The organism is bacterium, from assembly GCA_030693205.1.
GTDB lineage: Bacteria > Patescibacteriota > Minisyncoccia > JAHIHE01 > JAHIHE01 > JAHILZ01.
In genome coordinates, this window is the sequence record JAUYBG010000016.1 from 1 (window position 1) to 25,298 (window position 25,298).

Below are 25,298 nucleotides of genomic sequence, written 5' to 3' on the forward strand. Positions count from 1 at the left end.
CTTTGACTAAGTTTCCAAACATTCTGGCAGACATTCCATTCAGCTCGCTTATCGTAATTTTATCTTTTACTATTTTCATAAAATTGCATTGGCATTTAACTTTTCTTCAGTTTATCAAAATGCAATAGTAGTGTCAAATCATCCTAAAACGAAGCATCAACTGTATTTCCAAGGGGAGTCCTTGGATAGTTAAGCCATTCATTGACGTAAAAATCAAACTCTTTAAAATTTTCAAAATATTCAGGGAAATTTTCTTTACCGATTATTGCTTTCTCTTCCCTGCTAATCCCGTCTTTTGAATAATCAAGATAGCTAGAATATAAATAATTTTCTAAAAACTGTTTCGCGTTATTACTGTCCAAAACACCCTTCTCTTTCCATTTCGGCTCGACTATTTTAACCGGATTCAGATGAATATAAATAAACAAATGCTCTAAGTATCTATCACTATCTGCATGCACTGCTCTAAAAACACCTTCAAAAAGCTTTCCGGTTCTTTCGTGTTTTTTATTAAAATACATCGAATACGCAGTCAGTAATTTTCCCATAAAAACACTAATACCGTTTTTTATTTTTTCCCTCGCAAGAATATGGAAATGATTCGGCATCAAACAGTACGCCCCTATATTAACAATTGTTTCCCCTCTCTCTATTTTATCCAAGGGGAGTCCTTGGATGGTTTTAAAAACAACGGGTTTTGAACTGTTGCAAATATACAAAAGTTTTAAAAATCTTTTCCTGTCATCATTAGTTAGAAAAATATTAGCCTTACCGTTGCCTCGATTATAAAGATGATAAAATTCGCCTTCCGAAAATTCAAATTTTCTTTCCATATAATACTAATTTTTAAAAAAGTTATCCAAGGACTCCCCTTGGAATATTACCATATTTTCAGTTTGTTTCCAAGGGGAGTCCTTGGATAGTTGCAGGAAAAAAGGGGGGGGAATACAAGACAAATCAAAAGACCCTCAAGAGAGGGTCTTTTTCTGCCTCATCGGCAGATCGATTGTTTGCCAGCCTCGACTAGACGTCGCCCGTTTCAAATGAATTGAACCGAGGTAAAAGTCTAGGCGGGCATTTCGCCTTGCTCGCCTCGATTCGAGTCGAAGCGGGCGGCCCGCCTTCTCCGCCAAAAAGGCGGATTCAGCGAGATAAAACGAGGCAAAAGTCGAGAAAATTTTAAGCGATTTTAATTCCGGTTTTTTTAATTTCGTAAACCATTGGGTCATTATTATCCCGAAAATCTTTTACCGTAAATCCATGCGGCTCAATCATAGAATCAACATCCCTTCTGATATACCACAATAAACTTTCGTTTGCTGATTTATTTCTTTTCATTTTATCGGAAACTACGGCCACATCAATATCGCTCCACTTGTGCTGACTCCCTTTGGCGTAAGACCCAAACAAATAAATAGCAGCGAATGGATAATTCTCTTCTTTTAATTTTTCCGCGTATTTTTTGACTATTTTTTTTACCGCTGCTTTTGACATAATTTTTGATATAATTTGGTAATTTTATCAATGTAATTTTTAGCATATTCTCTGTTGCACTGCTTGTAAAATTGCATCTTATATTCCGGATAACGAGCGCGAATATTAAATTTGTTTACATCGTCTAATAAATCCAACTCGTCTTTAAGTAAATCATATTTTGCATATTCTGATAATTTTGTCAAATTATGAATATAAGGAGCTTCCTCTCCTGTTTTTTCTACCACCAAACCTTTTAGAATTTTTTCCAAAACAATATGTCCAAAAAACAAAGACTCGGGGTATCTCTTGATCCCGAATAAAGCATTCATTGTTTCAAAATCGTGTTCGGATGTTTTTCTCCAATATTTTACGATTTTTTTGATGTCTTCTTTACTCTTTTTTATAACCATATTATTACTGTTTAACTGCCTTTATTTTATCAAAATGCGCCAGCAGTGTCAAACATTCCTAATACTTCGTTTTAGGATATCCTAAAACGAAGTATTAGGAATAGGAATGAAAATTGCAGGAAGGAAAAAATAATACAAGACAAATCAAAAGACCCTCGTGAGAGGGTCTTTTTCCGCTTCGTCCGCCATAGCTTTTTCAAGCGACGGCAGGACTAAGACTGGACCGATTGTTTGCGGTTCGCCTTGCGGCGAGGCAAAAGTCGGGATTTCGATTTTAAGTTTCGAGAAACTTATACCTTGCAAGCAGTTCAAAGATTAGTTAATTTGTTTCCAAGGGGAGTCCTTGGATAGTTGCAGGAAGGAAAATACAATAGCGATGTCAAATCAAAAGACCCTCGTGAGAGGGTCTTTTTCTGTCTCACCCGCCATAGCTTTTTCAAGCGACGGCAGAGCTAAAGCAGACCGATTGTTTGCATTTCGCCTTGCGGCGAGGCAAAAGTCGGGATTACTAATTTAATTGTCATTTCCAAGGGGAGTCCTTGGAAATTTAACTCTTTCTATTTTATCCAAGGGGAGTCCTTGGATAGTTGCAGGAAGGGACAGCGAAAAAACCCAAATCAAAAGACCCTCGTGAGAGGGTCTTTTCCTGCCTTTCGACAGTTCGATTGTTTGCTCATCGCCTTGCGGCGAGGCAAAAGTCGAGATACTAACTCAAACTATTATTGAGATAAGGTCTTGCTGATAAGCGGTAAGCCATCAACAGATGTAATATCTCCACTAACATCGTTCCAAGTAACACCAGCAGCGCCTATACCAATGGTAAAGCTATCGGGTGGTGTGGCTATATCCTGATTGTCAGAAGTAACAAGAAGTGTTATTGAACCGCCCGAACTAATTGATACATCGGTAAATGCACCTTCTGCAATTGTTGTCGTGGCGTATACCGCACCCGTAAAGTCTTGGGAAGTTCCAAGCAAATTAGGAGCGCTTATTGAAGTCTTGTAGATCTTAATGTTTCTAGTAGCAGCAGTATTTGTCCAAGACGATGTAGCGGCGACGTTCAATAACTTCAATGTTGCGTCAAAGCCACCGGTATTTGTAGAATTTGAAACTACAAATTTAGCAACAAGCTGACCTGCAGCTGGCGCTAGGGCTAATCCTGACGGAGTATCAGCAGCGAAAGCAACAGTAAGTTTAGTTCTGTAAACAGTCGCTGTGCCGGCAGTACCAGTCGAAGCAACAGAAGTTGCAAGCGTAGTTCCGCTTGAAGTTCCAGTTCCGGTAATTGCACCTCCAGCAATGCTCAAAACATGAGTTGAAGCTGAAGTTGCGCCTGGGAAACCAGTAATATCAGCTTGGATAGACAATACTTTGTTTCCACCCTTTGGAACAGTAACACTTAAGCTCGGGAAGGTAGCAAGACCTCCAGAAGTCAAAGTAGCAACTGTTGCAATAGGAGTAGTTCCATCCATTAATCTAATATTGGATAAAGAACCAACAGAACCAGTAGTATCTGTCACGACAATCTGGGTAATTGTAAGGTTTTCAGAAGCTGAAGTTTCAGCTAATTTGAACCTTGCAATCTCTACCCCTGTCGCACCCATCACCACTTGCGCTGCAACTGGAGAATCAGAAGATACTGATGTGGCTAAAGTACCAACGCCTGCAACATAAACATTCTGCAATGTCGTTGTTCCAGCAGTTGTATTAGCGCTATTTCCAGTGTCTACTCCGGTGGCGGTTGTCAAAGTGTGAAGAATCACGCCAGACGCATCAGTATTAGATGAAAGAGTTATGGCGTTGGATTTGGCATCAGCTAAGACATCAAATACCACTTGAGTGCCTTTGGCAATTGTAATCGCGGTTGCCGGAGTGAAATCATAATTAGATCCAGCAGCATCGATCAAGTTGCTAATAATTGAGCCAACCTGAGTCGCACCTTGCATAAGTTTTAAGTTCTGGAAAGTATCGGCAAGAGTATCAACATCGGTTGCCGCGCCGCTTCTGAGTGTTCCGGCAGTAGCCGTACCAGCAGTAGTGGCAGCAGTAGTTACGTCATAAGTAACAGCCGGAGTTGCCGGAATCTTGGTCTTGACAACAATAGTTGCGGGAAGAGTATTTCCAGTAGTTTGCGCCTTATATGATTCACCAACAACTAAAGCGTTATAGGTGGCGGCAGCTAAAGTACCGGAAGTCTTGCCAGTAGCAATAGTATCAAGGTCTGTATTAGCACCAAGAACGAATGCAACTGAAGTCGGGAAAGTAGTTTCCAGGTTAGCTACGCTATCAGTCAATCTAATTTGAGAGACTGATGCGCTTTCACCAGCGCCAGCAGTCAAAACAAACGAACCGATCTTAACGCCAGTCGCGCTTTTTACTCCGCTTGGCAAAGCGGCTGTGGCATCAGAAACAGTTAGATTTTTAGCAACAGTCAAAATACCAGTAGCAACAGTTATTGTTCTTCCTGTAACAGCTGAGGTTGCAACATTAGCCAAAGATGATTGACCAGAAGCATCAGTTGTACCGGCAATAAGGCTAACTACAATGGTTTGACCTGCAACTAAAGCTGTTCCGCCGGTCGTTGTCATATCAGCTCGATATTCAATTGTCGCTGTTGCACCGGCAGCAATGATCTGCGTGGTGGTAACAGCTTCGGTTACTTCATCGGCAACTGAAGCATCAGTTGTGCCAATTTGAGAGCCATTGAAATAAAGCTTGCCGTTAAGAATTGGGATATCGCTGGTTTCCTCGTTAACATTAACTCTGATTGTGTTAATCTTAACGTCTTCACCATTCGCTTTGTAGGTGAACTTAGCAAGAGTAACTCCGGTAGCGCCTGGGGCTACATTACCTGACGGAGAATCAGTAGCTATACCAACGGTCAAAGTGCCGTTATTAATGTTAGTGCCATCACCAGCCGCATCCGCGTCAATTAAGCTAAACGCTGCGCCGCTAACTAATGGGGCAACATATACTCCATAGCTATTGTCTTTGACAATAAAGTCGCCAACTTGTCTGATGGTAAATTTAAACGCTCGTCCTGAGCCGTTTACAACATCACCTTTAACAACGATGGTCTTCGTTTGTCCGCTTGTGATCTTGTATGGAGCAGCTGATAGATCAAAAACAACTTCTTTGCCAGCGCTCATGGCGGCAACAGGGCTGCCAATCGCGACTGCGTTTGCTTCAAGGCTAAAGTTAGCCAGATCAGAAGCTGAAACAGTACCGACAACAGTCATTTTAATCTTCTCGATCACCATATCTTGATCATTCGCTTGAACATTAAATCTCCACAATTCTTTCGCAGTCACGCCAGGATCGCTGGTTGCCGGGAAAGTAAGGAAAGAAGAAATATTCGCATAGCCCAAGTCTGCTACAGTTGTAACAGCCATCGGGTTGCCGTTTACTGGGAATGTTCCACTAACTGTAGAAGCGTTAGAAACAACAGCTGAGGCATCGCTAAGTCCCAAGACAATGCTTGAAACATTGAGAGTACCGGCTGAAATATCCGCTTTTACATTAATGGTTTTTGTCGCGCCAGCAGCAACTGTAAATAATCCATTCGCGTTATTGAAGGTAATAACCTTCGCAGAGAATGAAGAGTGCTGAGCGATTTGCGTGTTGCCATCATAAAGATAAACAGTTCCTAAGTCGGAATCAGCGGAAATACCGCTTCTGGTTACTTTAAGAGTGTTAACTGTTACAGCGCCGCTTGACGGAGCAGTAAAGTTCAATGCTAAGAAATTAGCATTGGCTTGCGCTACGACATTGCCAGTGTCTCTGACAAAAGTCGCGCTCGCCGGGTTGCTAGCAGCTAAGCTAACACCGATTGCGCCTGCAACCGGAGGAACAACTCCGCCTGGCAAAACGCCAGTAGTCAAGAATGTGACAACTTGGGCTGAAGTGGTCAAATCTGCAGCGGCGGTATAATTGGCGCCATCAACAGCATTGATAACATAAACTGAATCCCAATCTCCACCGGCTGCAACATAGTCAGCGGCGGTAACATTCAACCAGCTCTTGGAACCGGCATCGCCGTTTGGCGCCAGGGCCAAAACTTTTGGATCGGTTTCGACTCTTACAGTGGCAGAAGTCGTGTATGAACTCATTTCTGCAGTGGTAACAGTCTTAACATTGCTCCATTTCAAGTGTCCATAAGAATTGAAAACTTGCGGGTTCAAGACCAATCTTTTGAATTTCTTGGCACCCATAAGTTTCACGATATAGACATCAAATTGAGCATCTCCGGTAGCGCTAGGATTCCTAATGACATCGCCATCGACAATAGTCGCGGCTTGCACAACAGGAATCAAAGCAGTCACACCGGAAAGCGAGAAAATCGTGGTCATCATAACGATGCCAACGAGTGTCTTTCGTAAACTTGCTTTAAGTGTTTTACTCATTTTTTAATAATCTCCTATTAAGAATGAAAACATATCGCCTAGCAATTTCCCAATTTTTCTCGTATGTTCGCTTTAAAAAAATTTCTTCTGCGAATTACCGAGGTGTCCTCGAGGATGGTCCTCCATCCCGATCTTCCGCGCGAGTCATCTTTTTTCCGGCTTACAGAACGAATAATTTCGGGAAAAAACTGGCCATAATTTTCAAATCTTTTTTTGCCCTATTAAATAACCTTACGGTCTTAGATTGCAAGGCAATCTAATTTAACAGGGTAAACCCTATTAAATACAACCTTGCGGTTTTAGATTGAAAAACAATCTAATTTAACGGGGTAAATTATTTTAATTAGATATTTAATTACAAGGCCCTAAAACCTAGATCATCCCTCAGACCTCGCTTGTTTCTTTTTACAAAGAAATTAAGCGCGCCCGAACGACCTTTAGGATAAAATATTGCCTCGGCAGGCCATAGCTTTTCAGCGCAGGCTGCCTTTCGCAATCGAACGCTCTTCAAGAAAAATTCCCGAAAAGCGCGAGGCGTTAGAGTTATGATGTAATTAACGAAATGGAATGGAACCCCAGTCATATATTTAATGACGGGGCAGGCATAACATCCGTGGCAGAAATGATAAATCTTTTGGTTTTTTATCAGCTCTGTTTAGGAAATTGGGTTCTAATTTTAAATTTTTAATCAAATTTCTTCTGTCATTGCGAGGAGCTACTTCTTTGTCATTTCGACCAAAGGGAGAAATCCCTTAAAATATCTTAATTTGTTAACTCTTTATATAAATCATTCCAATGTGGATTGACAGTTTTAATTAAATTTTGCTTTTTTTCTCTTCTCCACTTCTTAATTTCTTTTTCTCTGTTCATTGCCGTGTAAACATCATTATATTGCTCGTAATAAACGAGTTTATTGCAAAAATATTTCTGAGTAAAACCTTTAATTTCTCCATTTTTATGTTCTGAAGTTCTTCTTAATAAATCATTTGTAAAACCTACATAAAGTGTTCCGCTCAAACTTGCCATTATATAAACATAAAAATTATATTCTCTTTTCACGTTTTTAAATTTTAAATTACTCTAAGGGATTTCTCGCTCCGCTCGAAATGACAACTTTTCAAACTTGGAAATTCTAAATTACAGCGCCGGTACAGGCGCGACTGACGGCTTGGGGCTTGGCGCGACTGAAGGCTTGGGCGTAACTGAAGGAACCGGCGAAGCTGACGGCGAAGGAGAAACAGAAGGCGCTGGCGAAGAAGAAACAGTGGAACCGGGTTCAGGCGAAACCAATGGCAAAGGAGAAATAGCCGGCACAACCGCCACGCGATTGCCGACATCTTCGGCCACTATGGCAATATTTCCTGCCTTAACCAGAAGATCCCAAGTTTTGGAAAAATTACCCGCCTTAAAAGACAACTGAGCCTCGCCAAGCACTGCCCTGGCTTCAGTAATTAATTTCACTGATAAAGCCAAACTCTCTACCGCTTCTTTGTTCTCTAAATTGCTTTTTTTGATTTCCGCTTCATAAAGAGAAACTTTTTTCTGAGTCTCGTCTATTTTTACCTCAGCCAAAACTATTTTTTCTTTGAGCTTAGCGGCAATTTCTTCAGTATTCAAATCACCTATTTTTGAATTGGTCGCAAGGACTGCCAAAGCGCTATTATTCAATTCTTCAATATTGGTCGCAACTTCATTCAATTGTTCGTTTTTATTGCTGGATAATTCTTTCTTGACTTCATTTAATTTTTTGGCATAAGCAGTGGTCTTAGTATCGGCAATTTTGGCAACCGAGACTGCTGTTTCGGCGCTGGAATTAGTCTTGGCGCTATTCAATTCTTGCGCGGCGACTTTCAGCTGATTTTTCAGATTATCAGCCGCGGTTTTTACCTCGCTGGAATTTTCATCTTTCTGGGAAGCGACCGCGGAAAATTCATCCAGGCGCTTCTCGGTAAGCTCAAAATTCAGCGCCACGCGCTTTTCGTCGTTGAAAGCGAAAGCCAATTGGGCTTTTTCCATAAAAGTCTTAACCGCATACAATCTGTCGCCCGGCAGGCTTCCTTCCGCCTCGCCGGCGGCAAAACTTCCGACCAAAATAAAAACAGCCGCCAAGCTAACCGCGCCGGTCAACATTCTGTTAGAAAATATTGACAGCGCAAAGCTTATGCGGCTTCTGATAGCGGATACGCCAAAAGCGAATCCGGTTTGAGCAACTGATTCTTTTTTATCATCCAAATCGATGTATTTGAAAATAAATTCGCGATTGGATCTCAGCCAAGACTCGCTTGGCTCGTGAGCTTCCAATCTTTTGATCTTATTTATTAAATCGTTATTTGTCATAAATATAACAACTTACCCTTCGACAAGCTCAGGGTGACACATTGTTTATTAAGGTGACACGTTGTTTGAATGTCATGGTGAGCTTGTCGAACCATAACACACTAAAATTTCTTAACAATAAATTTCTTTATTCGCAAGCCAGACTCCCGGCTTTTAGTTCGGAAGTCCGGCTTCGAATGGTATCAACATCCCGAGGAAAGGATATTGAATGTTTTTATTCAAACCATGCGAACCGATATTTTAGTAAAAATTGGCAATTCTGTCATTGCGAGGAGCTCCGCAGAGCGACGCGGCAATCTATATCCGAAATTTGAGATTGCTTCGCTTGCCTGATGGCAAGGCTCGCAATGACAAACAGAAATTTTATTCAATTTCCGAATCAGGCTCCATTTCCAATGTCGGGACGATCATTTCTTTATTTAACTTTGATTCAAAATGCAAATTTGATTCCAATACTTTTTTCAGAGCTTTGAGCGCCCGATGGATCGTGACACGCACTGTGCCTTCAGATTTTCCCAAAATTTTGGCGATTTCCATGACTTCCAATTCTTCCAGATAGTACCAGATCACCACGGTGGAATAATTTTCCGGGATTTTCTTGAAGGCTTTTCTCAGCTCTTCCACATCATCGTCTTTTTTTATTTTATCAATTCCAGATAATTGCCCATCGGGAATATTCGCGTCTTCCCATTCGCCATCATTCAGGCTGATCGGCAGAAGCGATCTTTTCCGATAAAAATCGATAACCAGATTATTGGCAATTTGATACAGAAATGCTTTGAAATTGTGAATTTTATTCGAATTGTCAATCTTTGAAAGATAATTCCAGGCTTTTAGAAATGTTTCCGAAGCCAAATCTTCGGCCTCTTCTTTGGAACTTACCTTAAAGTATATAAACCGATAAATGGATTTAATGTGCTCGTCGTATAAAGCGGCAAAAGACTCTTTGTTGATATTTAAAGGCTTTATGTGTATTTCCGGTTTTTCAGAGTCAATTGTTGAATTGTACTTTAGTTCGATAGACATAATAGTAGACGCAAAATTTGAGGTTTTGTTACACTTAGTATTACACTTACTATGACGTAGATATTACACCTTATTACACAATGTAACTATAACAGATTTCGATATTTATGGCAATACGTGAGAAAAAACGTAATTTAATCAATTAAAAAAGGCAAAAAGCCTCTTTTATTGTTCCTTAATTTTCAAGCACCAATTTTCAATTTTCAATGAATTTTCAATGCTTTAATTTTCAAATTTTTCTAAATTTCAATATTTTTAAAGGTTTTGGGGATTGAGATTTTAGAGTTTAAAACTAAAGTTTTAAACTCTTTAAGTATTCCCTGAAATTGCCATTCAGTTCTTTGTGTTTTAGCGCGAAATCAACATTAGCTTTTAAAAGTCCGATCTTACTGCCGCAATCATAGCGTTCTCCGGTAAATTCCAGGCCATAAACCGGCTTATTCTTCACTAAAACCGCCTTTAAAGCGTCTGCCAGGCGAATTTCGCCATCGTTTCCAGGCTTAATCGTTTCCAGCGCGTCAAAGACATCTTTGGTAATGACATACTTGCCAACAATCGTCAAATCTGAAGGAGCGTCCTCTACCTTGGGTTTTTCCACAATATCCTGCAATTGATAGGTTTTTGGCTCGATTTTAACGCCTTTAACCACACCATAGCGATAAACCTCTTTTTTGGGAACTTTTTCCAGAGCAACGACAGAATCGCCGTATTTATCATAAACGTCCATTAATTGCTTGATGCAAGGCACCTTGGAATCAATAATATCGTCGCCAAAAAGGATCGCGCAGGGCTCATTACCGATCAAATGGCGCGCGCAACTGATCGCATGGCCATCACCGAGAGGCTTGGGCTGGCGGACATAAGCGAATTTTGCCAGGCGTGAAATATTATAGATCTCCTTCAAAAGTTCGTGTTTATGCTTTTCCACCAAATTATATTCCAGCTCAAACGAATCATCAAAATGATCCTCGATCGAGCGCTTGCCGCGGCCGGTGACGAAAATAATTTCTTTAATGCCGGCTTTTACCGCTTCTTCGACCAAGTACTGAATGATCGGCTTATCAACGATCGGCAGCATTTCTTTTGGCAGAGCTTTGGTTACAGGCAAAAATCTGGTTCCGAAACCTGCGACAGGTAAAATTGCTTTTGTAATTTTTTGCATTTTGATAAAATTAATGATTAGCAATAAATTTCATTTCCAAGGGGAGTCCTTGGATTTTTCCACTCCCCTTGGAAGTCTTGGAGATTGAGAAAAATCTACAGTTCCACATGCGAATTATCGCCGATTATCAATTTGTGTCCGCCGGGAAGGGTTTCGCGTACCGGCGTAATCATTGCATTTTTCCCAATCAAACTATCAGTAATCCGCTTATCAGTATTGATATCCACATCATCAAAAATAATCGAGTGGTCTATTTCGGCGCTATAAATTTCCACTCTATTGCCAATCGAAGTATATGGACCGATATACGCATCCTGAATGATCGTTGAATTTCCAATGATCACCGGTCCGCGGATCAAAGTCTTGCCGCGAATTTCCGAATCATCGCCAATAACAATATTTCCCTGCAAAGTAACTCCTTTTTCAATTTTTGCCTTTGGGCTGATGCGGGTTTCCATCTTGCTCAATATCAACTGATTGCCATCAAGCAGATCATAGGGCTTGCCCGTATCTTTCCACCAGCCGGTTATTTCCGAATATCCGACTTTCAGGCCTTTCTCTATTAGCAGGGTATGCGCGTCAGAAATTTCGAGCTCCCCTCTCACGCTTGGCTTTAATTTCTTAACAACATCAAAAATATTATGATCGTATAAATAAATGCCTGTCACGGCAAAATCGCTTTTGGGGTTTTGCGGTTTTTCCTCCACTTTCAAGATTTTCCCGTCTTTTATTTCCGGCACGCCAAATCTTTCCGGATCTTTGACTTTTGACAGCGCCAAAAGGCAATTTAATTTTTCTTTCTCGAATTTTTTAATAAACCCCGTGATACTGCTTAAGATAATATTATCACCCAAATAGTAAACAAAGGGGTCCTTTTTTAAAAAAGGTTCAGCCATTCTTATCACATGCGCCAAACCCAAAGGACCCCCGGTTTGTTCGATATAAGTGATCTTTACGCCCCACCTCTTGCCGTCGCCCACCGCTTTGGGGAAAATAGTATCCCCGGGATTCAAAGTAATGCCGACTTCTTTGATGCCGGTTTCGGCAATTTTTTCCAGCGCATAAAAAATCATCGGCTTGTTAGCGATGGGAATAAGATGCTTGTTTAATGTATAGGTAAGAGGCCTAAGGCGAGTTCCATGCCCTCCGGCCGCGATCAATGCTTTCATTCGTCAAATATTATGATATTGGGATATTGAGATATTGCTTTCCAATCTTAATATCTTAATATCTTAATATCTTAATATTAACTTCTAATATTATCCATCTATAAATACATTTTGTCAATGAATTATCCCCAAAAAAATTTTGAAATCCGCTGATTTTATGTTATTCTTAATGAATTAAATGATCATTTTTTACTATGTTAATTTGGCAAAAATTTAAGTTCGGGATATTTGACGTTGACGGCGCGCTTTTTGACAATATGCCCCTTTGCGCCGATGCTTTTTTTGAAATTATCAAAAATTTTAATTTTTCAGAATCACTGGAGGAAATGCGGAAAATTTATTTGGAAACCAACGGCATGAATTTGAACGATCAGTTTAAATTATTTTTCGATAAAAATGGCGTAAAATATGACGATGCGCTTATCACGAAACTAAATAAAAATTTTTTCTCCTTGCGCGACAATTCCCTGGAATGGCAAAACGCGCCGCTTTTCGCCGGCACTGAATCTCTTATAAAAACTTTGCGCGCCAATGGGATAAAAAACTTCGTAAGTTCGGGAAGCAATACGGATGAAGTGATTTTTCGGCTGAAAAAAGCGGGAATTCTGGAATATTTTGAATTGGTTTTGGGCGCGGAAAAAACCCCAAAAGGACTGGAACATTACGCGGAATTCGCCCAATATTGCCATGAGAATATCAAAAATTTTGCCGCTAAAGCGTTTCTAGTGAGCGATGGTCCAAATGATATGGCGCTCGCCCAAAAAGCCGGTATTTTCGCGATTGGCATTACCAATACCGTCAGCGCCGATAAATTAAAATCCGCCGGCGCGAATCTGGTAATTAAAGATTTTAATGAATTGTTATAATAATAAAATAAAGGCGGATTATTTTTCTTTTAAGTAATCTTTCAATGCTTCTTTCCAATTCCTCGCTGACGGCAATTTGGTGTTGATAAGCATGGAATACGCCGGCCGCTTAGCCAAATAATTTTTATTGCCGCTGTAAAATTCTTTGGTCGTAACCGGTTTAACCGCCACTTTGATCTTTTTAATTTTGAAAATTTCGCGCGCAAAATCATACCAGTTAATCCCCTTTTTAGGGGTTTTGTTCGTAAAATGATAAATACCGAAGGAAAGATCTTTCTCTATCAAATCTTTGGTTGCCTTGGCTAAATCCACGGTAAAAGTCGGGCTTCCACGCTGGTCTTTGACCACTTTTAATTCTTTGTGCTTTGCTGCCAAACCAACCATTGTATCTACGAAATTTTTACCATTTTTCCCATAAAGCCAGGAACTGCGGATAATATAATAATTCAGGGGTTTCATAGCCTTAATTTTATCGCATCCATGCCCCGCACCGCAGCCGGCGCACCCTCCGCCGGAATTATGAAACGCTGTCATCGAGATCATCTGCTCACCGACGAATTTCGATTGTCCGTAAGCGCTGACGGGATTCGGCTCCGAATCCTCTTTGTATCCCTTTGGGTTTTTGCCGTCAAAAACATAATCCGTGCTGTAATGCACCAGGCAAGCGCCAGTCTCGCTCGCGATTTCCGCTAAATTTTTCAAAGCATAGCCATTTACCGCCATCGCTTTGTCAAATTCTTTTTCCGCCTGATCTACTGCCGTATAAGCCGCAGCGTTGATAATAATATCAGGTTTAAACTTGCCAATCTTTTCTTTTACCGCTTCTTCATTGGTAATATCAAGATCCCTAAAACCCCAAGCGGTTAACGCGTATTTTTTGCTGGCGGAAAAAACTTTGATCAAATCAGCCGCCAGCATGCCGGAAGCGCCCAAAATAAGTACTTTTTTAGTTTTTATAATATTTTTTACCATAATTTTGATATATATAATTACCTTTTTAATTTTTAAAAAGAAGATTACTGCCAAGCGTCTTTTAAAAAAATCCAATGCTTATCTTAAGATACTATTTCTCCCAATTTTCCCCCAATTATTCTCTTTTACCGGACTTCTTCCTATAAGACCCTGCCACCATTCACGATTATTCTTATACCAATCTATAGTTTGTTTAATTCCCGTTTCAAAAGAGATATCCGGCTTCCAGCCAAGTTCTTGGGCGATTTTTGAAGAATCAAGAAGATACCGCCGGTCGTGTCCGGGACGATCCTCGATATAGGTTTTCATTTCCTCCGGCACGCCTAAATTCTTCAGAATAATATCCGCTATTTCTTCAATGCTTTTTTCAACGCCGCTCCCGATATTATAGGTCTCGCCAAGAATTCCTTTGCTGATGATCAGATCGATCGCCTTGCAATGATCCGCCACGTGGAGCCACTCCCTTTTGTTTTGGCTGTTTCTGTAGAGCGGTATCGGCTTTTTATCAAGCAAATTGGTGGCGAATAAAGGAATAATCTTCTCCGGAAATTGATAAGGGCCATAATTATTGGAACAATTGGATATAGTCATCGGCAGATTAAAAGTCTCAAAATAAGCCCTAACCGCCAGATCCGAAGCCGCTTTTGAAGCATTATAAGGAGTTCTTGGCTTGTAAGACGATTTTTCGGTAAATTTTTCCGTGCTATCCAAAGGCAGATCTCCGTAAACTTCGCAAGTGGAAATATGATGGAATCGGGGAACTTTATTGGTTCTCGCCGCTTCCAGCAATGTTTGCGTGCCCATCAAATTGGTTTTGAAAAATACGGTCGGATTTAAAATGGCGTAACTATTGTGCGATTCAGCCGCAAAATTAACGATTATATCGGGGCGAAAAGCTTTAATTGCTTTATTAACGCAAGTGAAATCGGCAATATCACCTTTAATAAATTGATAATTGGTTTTGTATTTCTTCGCGACATCGTCCAAACTGGCGAGATTGCCCGCGTAAGTTAAAATGTCGAAATTAAGAATGTGATCGCTTGAATGATTTTCAAGCCAATAACGAATGAAATTGGAACCGATGAAACCGGCTCCGCCGGTGACGAATAAACGCATAGACGTAAAATTAAGCCTGTTATTTATGCTAATATATAGTATCAAGATATTAACAACAAATCAATATAGACAAAATAACAAGAAGCATTTTTAAGTCTTTTTTAAGTTGGTTTTTTATGCTAGAATAAACGTATCATTATAAAAACGCTTATAACAGCTTACCCGAAAAATCAATAGTTTAAAAAATAAAGCAAATAAATATTTTATATGGCGCTTACTCAAAAAAATACCACGATCGTTATTCCCACATACAATGAAGCGGAAAATATCGTTTCGATCTGCCAAGAAATCCTGAAACATCTTCCTGCCGCGAAGATTATAATCGTAGACGATGACTCCAGAGACAACACCGAAAAGATCGCGAACTCGCTGGTTCAAAAAAACAGCCGCGTCAGATTTATCAGCCGAAAAGGCAAAACACGAAGCTTTGCCCAGTCTTACATTGAAGGCTTCAAAGCGGCAATCGCCGATAATGCGGACTATATCATCCAAATGGATGCGGATTTCTCGCACAACCCAAAGTACCTTCCATTGATCGTTGAAAATCTTGAAAATTACGATGTGGTGATCGGCTCGCGCTATATAAAAGGCGGCAAGGTTGAAAATTGGCCTCTTATCCGCCGCCTGATCAGCCGTAGTGGAAGCATCTATAGCCAGCTCATCGCCGGACTGCCTTTGAATGATCCGACGGCGGGATTTGCCGGCTGGAGAAAAGAATCTCTCGAAAAAAATCATTTGGACGAAATCCAATCTAACGGCTATTCCTTTCAAATTGAAATGAAATATAACGCTTATAAAAATAATCTCAAAATCAAAGAAATTCCCATAACTTTCACCGACCGACAATTAGGCGCTTCAAAAATGAGAAAAATGATAATCGTGGAAGCGGCTTTATTTTGCTGGAAATTAAGATTTTTTAAATAAAAACTACAAACCATTATGCTTAATGACGAAAAAATAAAAGATTATTACCGCTATGTTGAAAACTACGATTGGACACATGTAAGCGATATTTTTGTCGGACCAGAAACGTTACTTCACCGCAATCGATCAAAAAAAATTATAAAATTAATCAATCAGCATCTTATGGAAAACGGTAAGTTTCTGGATATTGGATGTGGAACAGGGCTTATTACACGCCATTTGCCTCCAGGCTCTACCGGCCTGGATATTAACCCGAGAAATTTGGAAAAAGCCAAAAAATACGCTCCACAAATTAATTTTGTAGAAGGCGATGCAGAAAAAACAAAATTTCCAAATGAAACATTTGACTTAATAGTTTGTACTGAAGTGCTTGAACATTTTCTTGATCCTTCAAAAACACTAAGAGAAATTAAAAGAATTTTAAAACCGGAAGGAATATTCATAGGTTCCGTGCCGAGCAAGGGACTGCTTTGGAAATTAAGATTTTTATCAAGAACTTGTGGAACCAAAGAGCCATACCATAAACATTATTTAAAAACAGAAATAACCAATCTCCTAAAGAATAGCTTCAAAGAAACAACTATTATCGGCGACACAATAAAAATGAATTGGTTTTTTGTTTGTCGAAACAAAATAAATTAAAAACCGATAACCTTAATTTATATCAAAGCAATAATTGTTCAAATCAAACTTTTATAGCGCATCGAGCCATCATTATAGATGATCCTGAAACCATACTGCCTTTAATTGATAAGGAATCTTTTGATCCCCGGCAAGAAATAATATTAGAAAAAAAATAAAGATAGATTTGCCGGATAGTGGGGCGGTTTATAATAACGACAAAGCCGAAATCATAGAATATAAACCCGATTATATTGAAATTAAAACCGACTCGATAGAAAATGGCATATTGTTTTTAAGCGAAATTTATTACCCGGGCTGGGAAGCTTACGTTGACGGAGTAAAAACAGAAATTTATCAGGCCGATTATATGTTCCGATCAATAAAACTTCCGAGCGGAAACCATACAATAAAATTTACATATAACCCAAAAATTTTCAAGACAGGAGCGGCTATTTCCATAATTTCACTATTTTCCACAATTATCAGTCTTTTATATTTATCGCTTCTGGAACGAAAAAAATCAAAAGTTAAAATAACTTATGAATCTTAAATTTTTATCATCTGAAAAAATTTTTACAATTTTAATTGCGATCCTTGCAATATTATTTAACCTGTTGCCTTATATTTATCAATACAAAAACACGCCCAATGACAAAGTTTATATAGGATCCTACCCGATTCTTTATGACAAATCTGCATATTTGGCGGAAATGGTGCAGGGAGAATCTGGAAAATGGAAAATGATCGATATGTATACTACCGAGCCGCAAAAACCGATATTTATTTATCCCCTTTATTTCGCGCTCGGACACCTTGCCAGAATTTCCCATGTTTCCGTGGAAAATATTTTTTTAATCAGCCGATTTTTCTTTGGGACTATCTTGCTTTTCGTTGTTTTATATTTTATCCGCTATTTTATACCCGGTGAAAATCAGAGAAAAATCACCTATTTTTTTGCATTATTTGCTTCCGGTATCGGTTGGATTTTTAGAAACGTTCAATCCCTTGATATAAGTTTGCCAGATGCCATACCAATGGTAAGGTTTTCCTATTTTCCTCATTTTAGTGTTTCCAATATTTTATTCTTAGGAGCTATCATACTATTCTATCACTCCTTAAACGCAAAAAATGGCCGATTTTTCGCGTTTTTAGCGGGAATACTGGCATTTATACTTAATTTCATCTTACCGTTCACCACCCTCTTATTGTACTTTTTGATCATATCTCTTGCGGTTATTTCTTTTATAGGCAACAAAACACCTTCGCGGGACAAAAATGGAATCATTTTCCAAATTATGTCACTTCGTGATAATAATCTTAAGAACTTATTACTTTTTTTTGCCTTATCTTTACCGTCATTGCTTTTTATGTATTATCTGGGAACCACTAACCCTATATGGAAAACGATAGAAGAACAAAACGTCCTTCCTTCCCCGCCTCTTATAAGAATAATTACAGGGTATGGACTTCCGCTATTTTTTGGTATTTTAGGGCTTTGGGTATTAATTAAAAAAGACCGTCTAAAAGGATTATTTTTCTCTATCTGGATTTTTGGAGCCATTACATTGTCTTTTATACCACTCTGGATCTATCCGATGCAAAAAAAATTCTTAGAAACTGCCATGTATGTTCCGCTCGCAATCACAGCAAGCTTTGGCATAAAAGGAATTTATGATTATTACAAAAAGAAAAATATTAAGTTTTTACGGTTTAAATTTATTAATGTTTTTATTATGCTTGCAGTACCTATTCTAATAGGAAGCGATATTCAATCTTGGCAAGTTTTTACTTATTTAAACAAAACAAATAGCACGAAACTTTATCTCCCTTTAGAAAATATTGAAGCAATGAAATGGCTAAAACAAAATACGCCTTCAGATAGTATTATTCTGGCTTCTTTTCATAATAGCAGTGTTATCCCTTACTTTGGCAATAGAATGGTATATGTGGGTCACTGTCCGCTAACCATTGATACCAATGAAAAATTAGAAATTGCTGAAAATTTTTATTCTGGAAAATATTCACTTGCTGAGGCGTTCGATTTTCTGAAAAAGGAAAAAATAAGCTATGTTTTTTATTCTGAAACTGAAAAAAAATCAGAAAAAGAGATACCGTTAAGTTATTTTGATCCGGAAAATTATCCATTCTTAAAAAATGTTTACAGGAACAAAAACATAAATATTTATAAAATTGAATGAAATAATATTTTAAAATACTTTCAAACAAATATGAATTTAAAAAAACTTTTGGCCGCCGAATTTAAAAATCAGAATACCTCTAAAAAACTTTTTGGGATCAGCTCAGTCATTGCTTTATTTTTTTTGGCACTCAAGGCTCCGCTGGACCCTGATCTTTTCTGGCATCTTAAAACCGGAAAATTAATATGGCAATATAAAATTATTCCCCAAGTTGACTGGTATTCATACACCATGAGCGATTTTCCCTGGATAGACCATGAATGGCTGACAGAAATACTGATGTATTTGATCAAAAATACTTTTGGCTGGCTAGGACTCTCGATATTCTTTGCCATTATTACGACTTTTATTTTTGCCTGGGTTATTCCAAGAATATCCCGAAATATCGAAACAAAAAGATATCCTTTTTACACCAGTTTTATTTTAATTATTCTGGGCGCGGATGCGGCCTCTCTCGTGTTTGGCGCAAGACCGCAAATTTTAAGCCTATTGGGGGTTGCTTTAATTCTTTATATAATCAAAGAATACCAAATTAACAATAAAAGCAAGATCGTTTACTTCTTGCCTTTTTTGTTTTTGCTCTGGACTAATATGCATGCCAGCTTTATTTTAGGGCTTGGCCTATTGGGAGTCTATTTAGCTTTAGATAAAAACTTAAGATTGCCGGCCGGCCGCCACCCTGAAGCCGAATGGGTAAAACTGCACCGCCCACTCACACCGGAAGCGTGGAAAAAACTAAGCTGGCTTGCGCTTTTATCGATAGCCATCACTTTCATCAATCCATATGGAGCAAAAGTTTACATAGAAATATACAGAACTTTTTCTGACAGTTACGGACACAACCTTATCATTGAATGGCTTTCGCCTAATTTTCATAGTACCGAAGGAATCATTTTCAGTTTTTATCTGATATTTCTTTTTGTTATCCTCTGTATTACAAAAAAAATCGATATGTTTTCTTTTGTTTTGTTGCCTTTTCTTTTGTTCTTTTCCCTTCAAGCCTCAAGAAATATACCATTTTTTGTTCTAATCAGCCTTCCTGTTTTGATCAAAAGCCTCGAAGGGTTTGAAGAAATTTTTTCCTCAGTTATGCAAAAAAAAGTAATTGCTGTTTCTTTAAGCGTTTTACTAATTTTTTATCCCCCTTTCTTAAGCGAAACCAATGATGTAATAAAAACTATGCGCGACGAAAAAGCATTAGCCGGTTTTGGAAAATTTCCCCAAAAAGAAGCAATGGATTTTTTGGAAAATTACCGCGATAAAAATTCAGGAAACATATTAAATGATTATAATTGGGGAGGATACTTAATAGGAAATATCAAATGCTCCCCCTACGCCAAGGCTTCGGGAGACAAGCAAAATTCAAATAATAAAAATAAACTGCAAATGGAATGTTATCCGAAGGTTTTTATTGACGGGCGAATGGCGCATTGGATAACCCCCGAACGGCATATCCTAAAAGATTATAATGAAATAATAGATTTAAAAGATGATTCGCAAAAACTATTGGATAAATATCAAATAAAAGCAATTTTTTACCGCAAAGATACTCATCTTGGGCGTAGCTTTTCTTTTAATAATAAATGGAAAAAAATATACGAGGACGATTTGGCTATTATCTACGAAAAAATTAACTAAAAACGAATTCGGGCTTCAGTGTAAATCTAACCCGCCCCTCATCCTTAAATTTCCAGTTTATCGAATCAACGGAAAGATTACGGCGCCAAATAATAAAATACCGATTTACAATATAATCGGTATTTTATTATTTACGATAAAATATCTATGCGCTAATATATAAAAACTAGCCTACAAATGTTATAAGAATTAAAGATTCGATCGCATACGCCATTCCCGCCAATAAAAGCCCGATCAACGCATAAGTAATGGTCTTTTTTCCGTCTTCAGCCCGACTTTCGTCGCCGGCAGAAGTTACATACATAAGTCCGCCATATACTAAAAAAATAATTCCCAATATAGCGATAAAGGCGATAATAAAATTGGCAATCCTCGTAACAACATCCATAAAATTAACGGTGGTATTAAAAATATTGTTTGGATTAGTAAGAGGAATTGCAGCATTGGATAAAAAAGGCACAAAAATCATGCCTGCCGTTATTAATACTAATGCTATTGTTTTTTTGTTCATAAACTTAAATAAAACAATTAAAGACTTATTTTTATTATTATACCATAATTTAACATACTGGCAAGTTTTTTATCCACCAGTATCTTTCTCTGTCATTGCGAGCCCTGTACTCGGGGCGCGGCAATCTCAATTATCGATATTAGATTGCTTCGTCTCTTCGACTCCTCGCAATGACAAAAAAATAAACAACCCCGAAAAGATTGGGGTTGTTTAAAAAAATAACTTCTATTACCCGATAAGGGTTGTAAGAACCAATGTTTCAAGTGCATAGGCCATAGCGGCAATAAATAAACCGATTAAGGCATAAGTAATTGTGCTTTTGGCTTTTTCTACCGCGCCTTCGTCGCCACCGGCTGTGACATATTGTATGGCACCCCAGACGATAAAAATAATACCTAAAATAGTAATAAAGGCAATGATGAAATTAGCAATGTTTGTCACTACATCCATGAAGTTAGATGTGGAAAAAGTACCATTCGGATTAGTAGGTGTCAATGCAGCGCCAGATGGAGATGCAACAACGGTAACAGCAACTATAACTAACAATAATGATGCTAAAATTGTTTTTTTGTTCATATTTTCACCTCTTTTCTGTTTATAAGTTTTTTTACTTATATCGACCAATCATCTTATTCGATTATTTTTATTATACCACGTTTTTTGAAAAAAAACTAAAAAAGTTATCCACCGCTGTCTAAAATTAATGATTTATCAAAACAGATTAGCTAAAATATTAACTTACAAACGCGACAACCGTTTTCACGATCGCATAGGCGGAAGCTGTAAGAAATAAACCCCAAATGGCATACGTAATTATTTTTTTAGCTTCTTCCATGTCGGATTCATTGCCCCCCGCAGTAACGTATCTGATACCGCCGTATACCAAAAAAAGAATGCCCAAAATACTTACGAACCCCAAAATCCCGATTATAATATTAGTCAAAACAACATCCAGCTCAACGGTGGGCAAGCCTGTAGGAGCAGGACCGGTTGTCCACCCTGTTGCTGCTTGCGCTAAAACAACGGACGGAAACACAAGCAAGCTTGCCGCTGCCAGAAAAAATATTACTCCTGTCAATTTAGTGTTTTTAAAAAACATATGTTTTATATTAAATCACAAATTACATTAAACAAATTACAAACAAATTACAAACAATTTCCAAAGCACAAAATTCAAATTACAAACCGTTTGTATTTTATCTTATATTTTATTATTTGTGTTTTGTTTGTGATTTGTAGTTTGGGATTTGGAATTTAAATATATTCATTGTAAATTGAGATTTGAAAATTAAAGTTATTAACCGGTTATAATGCTATTAACGGTTATAACAACACTATAAGAAATAACTATAAAAACCAATCCGATAACGGCATAGGTGATCATTGTTTTGGCGGTTGCCATTTGCTGGTCGTCTCCGGCCGCAGTCACATAATAGATCCCTCCAATAATTATGAACAAGATGGTCAACCCCGCGGCAATGCCCAAAAGCCAATTGATGCCGCTCGCTATTATCTCGCTCAAAGGCCTGCTGGTAAGACCGACTATTTGCGCCGATGCCGGCGCAACAGAAATTATAAGCAAGCTTGCCGCTGCCAAAAAAATTATTATTCCGATTGATTTAGTGTTTTTGAAAAACATATTTTTTATTATGTCAAAAGTTAAAACTCAAAAATCAAAATTACAAGTTAAAAATCAAAATTTCTTATTTTTTAGTTTTAAAACTCCGCTAGCAAGCATATTGGATATTTCCGTAACTTCGCTTAATAAATTATTAACCCTGTTTGCGTCGGCTAGCTTTGTATCACGAAGCAATCCTAACCAGTATTTAGTTTCATTCGCGGATTTTAAAGAAATTTCATAAAATTTTTTAAACTCTAGGCGAGAACTTGACGCCCTTGCTTCTATAATATTGGCACCTACGGAAGTAGCCGAACGAATAAGTTGATCGGTTATTACCCAAGCGCTTCTTTTGTTAGGCAAAAAGTCAGTTAAGGATATTATGTCTAGGCTAAATTTATAGCATCTTTCTCGCAAGTCTGTTTTATAATTTGCGCTGTTCATAATTTTTATTTTTGAATTGCACTTTTGATTTTTGCCTTTTGGATTTTAACTTTCTTTTTACGGTCCTTTTAATAAATTGGTCACCTCGGTGATTAGCGCGTAAGAGATCAGGATTATTCCCAAGCCGACGACCGCGTAATAAATTATATTTTTTGAAGTACGGAGCTTTTCTTCATCGCCCGATGAACTGATATACATAAGCCCCCCGATGATCAAAATAAGGACGATGACGGAAGATACCAGCGCCAAGATCCAATTGGTGGCATTGGTAAGGATCTCTCCGATAGTGCAGTAGCCGGGACCCAAAGGGCTGACGAACATGCCGGGGCCGGAACAGGAAGCGGCAGGAGGAACAGCGGCGCAAGCGGGACAACCGCCTCCGCCACAGTCTATGCCTGTTTCGCCGTTGTCTTGAATGCCATTATTATTGCAACCAGGCCCAGCGCAAGCCGGACATCCGCCTCCGCCACAGTCTACGCCTGTTTCGCCGTTGTCTTGAATGCCATTATTATTGCAAACAACGGCCACACTGCAACTTCCATCTGCATTGCAAACATCTGTTGCGTTTGGACAACCGCATGTGCCGCATTTATTCACTAAACTCAACGCTCCTGTGGCGCAATTACTAATAGCGCAATATGTTGGTTTGGTTGAAGAACATTCGTTATAATAGGTGCCATCACTACAATCAATATCAGATTTAGAGCAATAGCCCTCGGGGGTACCATCGTTATTGTTATCTGTTCCTACTTGGCAATCCGAATCATTTTTAATAATAGTCTTAACTACTCCATCCGCATCAATGCAAGGCGGATTTCCGCCGCAACCAGCTAATGTAGTTCCAATCTTTGAACTGCAGGTATTGGGTCCAAAAGCGGTACAAAGAGCATCACATTCAACAATTTTGAAAGTCGCGCTAACAATATTAAAAGTAAAAGCGGCCGATCCTGTAGTATAACCTGCTGCTGAAGCAGTAAATGTAAGCTCGCAAGTCGATGCTGCCGCAGGAGCAGTATAAACAATTGTGCAGGTATTGCCAGCCGCTCCAGTCGCACAAGTATTACTAGCAAGAGTTCCACAGCCTATGGTTTGATTGGTAATTGTTGCATTATTTACAGCAGTTCCATCCGCTTTTTTTGTAGTGAAAGTTAATGTTGAAGTACCGTTAACCACTACGGGATTTTTACTGGCGACTATGCTGAGAAAAACCTGATTAGCAGGAGGTGCAAAACATTTTCCGGAAACATTACAAGTGTCCCCTGCTACAGCAGTATTACTCATGGACTCGCATGCGCTGCCCACAGTAGCGGGATTAGTCGAAGCCTTGTCTTCACAAGCGGTATCGGCTCCGCAAACTCGTTTAAAAACCAATGGCTGCGTAGTAAAAAATATAGTTGTTGCGTTTCCCCAAGCGTATCCTTGAGCATTTGGACCCGAACATTCGGAACATTCTTTTTTTGTATCGTTCCAATTCCCGTCCTTAGTAGTCATTCCGCAAGCTATCCCATTCCAACTCGCCAGTGATATTTTACAAGCAGTTCCCGTAGGTTTGCTTAACCCTCCACAATTTTGTTCCTTGCAAGACATCTCAGCGCTAGTACAGTTAGTATCAAAAATGACAAGAGGATCACACTGGCCTAGTGCCGTACCTACTGAACAAGCGCCTTGTGGTGTAGGACCAGGATCTGCATGCGGACCAGTATACCAACATCTATTTCCACAGGGAACGCCTAAAAGATTTCCGGTATTACAAGAAGCTATGCAAGTTACAGCCGATACTTTTGCAACCGGTTGTAAAACCCAAAAACCGAAAATAAAAAAAATCACTCCAAAAATTATTATAAATAGTTTTTTGCTTATTCCGTTTAAAGCTAAAAATATCATATTTATGCAATTAGTATAATTTTATCTTACTTATACTATACCATTTTATTTATTTTTTGCAAAGATTCCATAACTCACGATGTGGATAAAAAAAAGCTTAATGGGAAATCCCTTTTTTGGGATTGAATATCCATTTAGCTACCTTAAATATCCCGCTTGTTATCTTGTTAATATTAAAGCCAAGAAAAACAAGGATCAAATATTTCATTATCACAAACGCTAACTGTTCGTTTGTGTACGCCGGTGCTTCTATTAACACCATAGGAATAGACAGATATATATAAACTACTATCCCCCCCTACAACTAACAAATTTATTAAAGTTTTCATGTAAAATCACCTATATACTTTATAGCACATTTAAAAGAAAAGTCAAGAGACTGTATAAGTCCACCCTTTTTTGCACTCCTCGTTAATTTTTAAATTTCTTGGCAAGGATAGGAGATATTGCACCGGCGATAATTTGTTTTGAAAAGCACAATGCGGTCTTTCGGTATTATACCATAAAAGATAATCAATAA

24 protein-coding genes are annotated in these 25,298 nt (G+C 38.6%); 7 read left to right on the forward strand and 17 right to left on the reverse strand.

Features of this window, described 5'->3' with window-relative positions; all coding sequences use genetic code 11:
* Positions 1-143 precede the first annotated feature (143 nt).
* The 3 genes from Q8N37_03820 to Q8N37_03830 all read right to left on the reverse strand — a co-directional run bounded on the left by Q8N37_03820 (position 144) and on the right by Q8N37_03830 (position 1,886).
* On the reverse strand, positions 144-833 hold the full coding sequence (locus tag Q8N37_03820) for a transposase (protein ID MDP3057615.1): 690 nt from the start codon (positions 831-833) through the stop codon (positions 144-146).
* Positions 834-1,179: 346 nt separating this feature from the next.
* Entirely contained in the window at positions 1,180-1,494 is a 315-nt protein-coding gene (locus tag Q8N37_03825; GenBank protein MDP3057616.1) for a nucleotidyltransferase domain-containing protein, read from the reverse strand.
* Positions 1,476-1,886 carry a HEPN domain-containing protein gene (locus Q8N37_03830; protein ID MDP3057617.1) on the reverse strand — a complete coding sequence of 137 codons (411 nt, stop codon included), beginning with the start codon at positions 1,884-1,886 and terminating at the stop codon, positions 1,476-1,478. Before Q8N37_03830 ends, Q8N37_03825 begins: the two co-directional genes overlap by 19 nt.
* A gap of 157 nt (positions 1,887-2,043) precedes the next feature.
* Here Q8N37_03830 and Q8N37_03835 point away from each other — a divergent pair, with 157 nt between their 5' ends.
* Complete coding sequence (locus Q8N37_03835) at positions 2,044-2,205, forward strand: hypothetical protein (protein MDP3057618.1); 162 nt, start codon at positions 2,044-2,046, stop codon at positions 2,203-2,205.
* Positions 2,206-2,605: 400 nt separating this feature from the next.
* On the opposite strand, the gene Q8N37_03840 is transcribed toward Q8N37_03835, so the two are convergent.
* From Q8N37_03840 to Q8N37_03865, 6 genes are all read right to left on the reverse strand, one after another.
* Positions 2,606-6,289: a hypothetical protein gene (locus Q8N37_03840; protein ID MDP3057619.1), complete on the reverse strand. Its 3,684-nt coding sequence runs from the start codon at positions 6,287-6,289 to the stop codon at positions 2,606-2,608.
* A gap of 762 nt (positions 6,290-7,051) precedes the next feature.
* A complete protein-coding gene (locus Q8N37_03845; GenBank protein MDP3057620.1) occupies positions 7,052-7,348 on the reverse strand; it encodes a GIY-YIG nuclease family protein in 297 nt (98 codons plus the stop codon).
* A gap of 78 nt (positions 7,349-7,426) precedes the next feature.
* Positions 7,427-8,626 carry a DUF5667 domain-containing protein gene (locus tag Q8N37_03850; protein ID MDP3057621.1) on the reverse strand — a complete coding sequence of 400 codons (1,200 nt, stop codon included), beginning with the start codon at positions 8,624-8,626 and terminating at the stop codon, positions 7,427-7,429.
* Between the two features lie 363 nt (positions 8,627-8,989).
* Positions 8,990-9,652 carry an RNA polymerase sigma factor gene (locus Q8N37_03855; GenBank protein MDP3057622.1) on the reverse strand — a complete coding sequence of 221 codons (663 nt, stop codon included), beginning with the start codon at positions 9,650-9,652 and terminating at the stop codon, positions 8,990-8,992.
* A 292-nt stretch (positions 9,653-9,944) separates the two neighbouring features.
* Positions 9,945-10,814 carry a UTP--glucose-1-phosphate uridylyltransferase GalU gene (gene galU / locus Q8N37_03860; protein ID MDP3057623.1) on the reverse strand — a complete coding sequence of 290 codons (870 nt, stop codon included), beginning with the start codon at positions 10,812-10,814 and terminating at the stop codon, positions 9,945-9,947.
* Between the two features lie 95 nt (positions 10,815-10,909).
* Complete coding sequence (locus tag Q8N37_03865) at positions 10,910-11,983, reverse strand: glucose-1-phosphate thymidylyltransferase (protein MDP3057624.1); 1,074 nt, start codon at positions 11,981-11,983, stop codon at positions 10,910-10,912.
* 194 nt (positions 11,984-12,177) lie between these two features.
* Between Q8N37_03865 and Q8N37_03870 the strand changes: the two genes are divergently transcribed.
* Entirely contained in the window at positions 12,178-12,849 is a 672-nt protein-coding gene (locus Q8N37_03870; GenBank protein ID MDP3057625.1) for an HAD family phosphatase, read from the forward strand.
* Between the two features lie 18 nt (positions 12,850-12,867).
* Here the strand turns inward: Q8N37_03870 and Q8N37_03875 are convergent, their stop codons facing one another.
* A complete protein-coding gene (locus tag Q8N37_03875; protein ID MDP3057626.1) occupies positions 12,868-13,821 on the reverse strand; it encodes an NAD(P)-dependent oxidoreductase in 954 nt (317 codons plus the stop codon).
* 78 nt (positions 13,822-13,899) lie between these two features.
* On the reverse strand, positions 13,900-14,937 hold the full coding sequence (gene rfbB, locus Q8N37_03880; GenBank protein ID MDP3057627.1) for a dTDP-glucose 4,6-dehydratase: 1,038 nt from the start codon (positions 14,935-14,937) through the stop codon (positions 13,900-13,902).
* 207 nt (positions 14,938-15,144) lie between these two features.
* On the opposite strand from rfbB, the gene Q8N37_03885 reads away from it, so the two are divergent.
* From Q8N37_03885 to Q8N37_03905, 5 genes are all read left to right on the forward strand, one after another.
* On the forward strand, positions 15,145-15,861 hold the full coding sequence (locus Q8N37_03885; protein MDP3057628.1) for a polyprenol monophosphomannose synthase: 717 nt from the start codon (positions 15,145-15,147) through the stop codon (positions 15,859-15,861).
* Between the two features lie 15 nt (positions 15,862-15,876).
* On the forward strand, positions 15,877-16,503 hold the full coding sequence (locus Q8N37_03890) for a class I SAM-dependent methyltransferase (protein ID MDP3057629.1): 627 nt from the start codon (positions 15,877-15,879) through the stop codon (positions 16,501-16,503).
* 166 nt (positions 16,504-16,669) lie between these two features.
* On the forward strand, positions 16,670-17,035 hold the full coding sequence (locus Q8N37_03895; protein ID MDP3057630.1) for a YfhO family protein: 366 nt from the start codon (positions 16,670-16,672) through the stop codon (positions 17,033-17,035).
* A 286-nt stretch (positions 17,036-17,321) separates the two neighbouring features.
* Positions 17,322-18,683, forward strand: a complete 1,362-nt coding sequence (locus Q8N37_03900) for a hypothetical protein (GenBank protein ID MDP3057631.1) — start codon at positions 17,322-17,324, stop codon at positions 18,681-18,683.
* Between the two features lie 30 nt (positions 18,684-18,713).
* Positions 18,714-20,321, forward strand: a complete 1,608-nt coding sequence (locus Q8N37_03905) for a hypothetical protein (protein MDP3057632.1) — start codon at positions 18,714-18,716, stop codon at positions 20,319-20,321.
* Between the two features lie 166 nt (positions 20,322-20,487).
* Here Q8N37_03905 and Q8N37_03910 read toward each other — a convergent pair whose 3' ends face one another.
* The 6 genes from Q8N37_03910 to Q8N37_03935 all read right to left on the reverse strand — a co-directional run bounded on the left by Q8N37_03910 (position 20,488) and on the right by Q8N37_03935 (position 24,778).
* On the reverse strand, positions 20,488-20,832 hold the full coding sequence (locus tag Q8N37_03910; protein ID MDP3057633.1) for a hypothetical protein: 345 nt from the start codon (positions 20,830-20,832) through the stop codon (positions 20,488-20,490).
* Positions 20,833-21,060: 228 nt separating this feature from the next.
* A complete protein-coding gene (locus tag Q8N37_03915; GenBank protein MDP3057634.1) occupies positions 21,061-21,408 on the reverse strand; it encodes a hypothetical protein in 348 nt (115 codons plus the stop codon).
* A gap of 157 nt (positions 21,409-21,565) precedes the next feature.
* Positions 21,566-21,931, reverse strand: a complete 366-nt coding sequence (locus tag Q8N37_03920) for a hypothetical protein (GenBank protein MDP3057635.1) — start codon at positions 21,929-21,931, stop codon at positions 21,566-21,568.
* A 198-nt stretch (positions 21,932-22,129) separates the two neighbouring features.
* Positions 22,130-22,471: a hypothetical protein gene (locus Q8N37_03925; GenBank protein MDP3057636.1), complete on the reverse strand. Its 342-nt coding sequence runs from the start codon at positions 22,469-22,471 to the stop codon at positions 22,130-22,132.
* Positions 22,472-22,525: 54 nt separating this feature from the next.
* Positions 22,526-22,894 (reverse strand): four helix bundle protein, encoded by a 369-nt coding sequence (locus Q8N37_03930; protein MDP3057637.1) that lies wholly within the window; start codon positions 22,892-22,894, stop codon positions 22,526-22,528.
* Positions 22,895-22,951: 57 nt separating this feature from the next.
* A complete protein-coding gene (locus tag Q8N37_03935) occupies positions 22,952-24,778 on the reverse strand; it encodes a pilin (GenBank protein MDP3057638.1) in 1,827 nt (608 codons plus the stop codon).
* Between the last annotated feature and the right edge of the window lie 520 nt (positions 24,779-25,298).

Bases quoted from the DNA above. Each gene is read 5' to 3' on its own strand.
- Q8N37_03820 (MDP3057615.1), bottom strand. From the start codon at position 833: ATGGAAAGAAAATTTGAATTTTCGGAAGGCGAATTTTATCATCTTTAT.
- Q8N37_03825 (MDP3057616.1), bottom strand. From the start codon at position 1,494: ATGTCAAAAGCAGCGGTAAAAAAAATAGTCAAAAAATACGCGGAAAAA.
- Q8N37_03830 (MDP3057617.1), bottom strand. From the start codon at position 1,886: ATGGTTATAAAAAAGAGTAAAGAAGACATCAAAAAAATCGTAAAATAT.
- Q8N37_03840 (MDP3057619.1), bottom strand. From the start codon at position 6,289: ATGAGTAAAACACTTAAAGCAAGTTTACGAAAGACACTCGTTGGCATC.
- Q8N37_03850 (MDP3057621.1), bottom strand. From the start codon at position 8,626: ATGACAAATAACGATTTAATAAATAAGATCAAAAGATTGGAAGCTCAC.
- Q8N37_03855 (MDP3057622.1), bottom strand. From the start codon at position 9,652: ATGTCTATCGAACTAAAGTACAATTCAACAATTGACTCTGAAAAACCG.
- galU (MDP3057623.1), bottom strand. From the start codon at position 10,814: ATGCAAAAAATTACAAAAGCAATTTTACCTGTCGCAGGTTTCGGAACC.
- Q8N37_03865 (MDP3057624.1), bottom strand. From the start codon at position 11,983: ATGAAAGCATTGATCGCGGCCGGAGGGCATGGAACTCGCCTTAGGCCT.
- Q8N37_03870 (MDP3057625.1), top strand. From the start codon at position 12,178: ATGTTAATTTGGCAAAAATTTAAGTTCGGGATATTTGACGTTGACGGC.
- Q8N37_03875 (MDP3057626.1), bottom strand. From the start codon at position 13,821: ATGGTAAAAAATATTATAAAAACTAAAAAAGTACTTATTTTGGGCGCT.
- rfbB (MDP3057627.1), bottom strand. From the start codon at position 14,937: ATGCGTTTATTCGTCACCGGCGGAGCCGGTTTCATCGGTTCCAATTTC.
- Q8N37_03885 (MDP3057628.1), top strand. From the start codon at position 15,145: ATGGCGCTTACTCAAAAAAATACCACGATCGTTATTCCCACATACAAT.
- Q8N37_03890 (MDP3057629.1), top strand. From the start codon at position 15,877: ATGCTTAATGACGAAAAAATAAAAGATTATTACCGCTATGTTGAAAAC.
- Q8N37_03905 (MDP3057632.1), top strand. From the start codon at position 18,714: ATGAATTTAAAAAAACTTTTGGCCGCCGAATTTAAAAATCAGAATACC.
- Q8N37_03910 (MDP3057633.1), bottom strand. From the start codon at position 20,832: ATGAACAAAAAAACAATAGCATTAGTATTAATAACGGCAGGCATGATT.
- Q8N37_03915 (MDP3057634.1), bottom strand. From the start codon at position 21,408: ATGAACAAAAAAACAATTTTAGCATCATTATTGTTAGTTATAGTTGCT.
- Q8N37_03920 (MDP3057635.1), bottom strand. From the start codon at position 21,931: ATGTTTTTTAAAAACACTAAATTGACAGGAGTAATATTTTTTCTGGCA.
- Q8N37_03925 (MDP3057636.1), bottom strand. From the start codon at position 22,471: ATGTTTTTCAAAAACACTAAATCAATCGGAATAATAATTTTTTTGGCA.
- Q8N37_03930 (MDP3057637.1), bottom strand. From the start codon at position 22,894: ATGAACAGCGCAAATTATAAAACAGACTTGCGAGAAAGATGCTATAAA.
- Q8N37_03935 (MDP3057638.1), bottom strand. From the start codon at position 24,778: ATGATATTTTTAGCTTTAAACGGAATAAGCAAAAAACTATTTATAATA.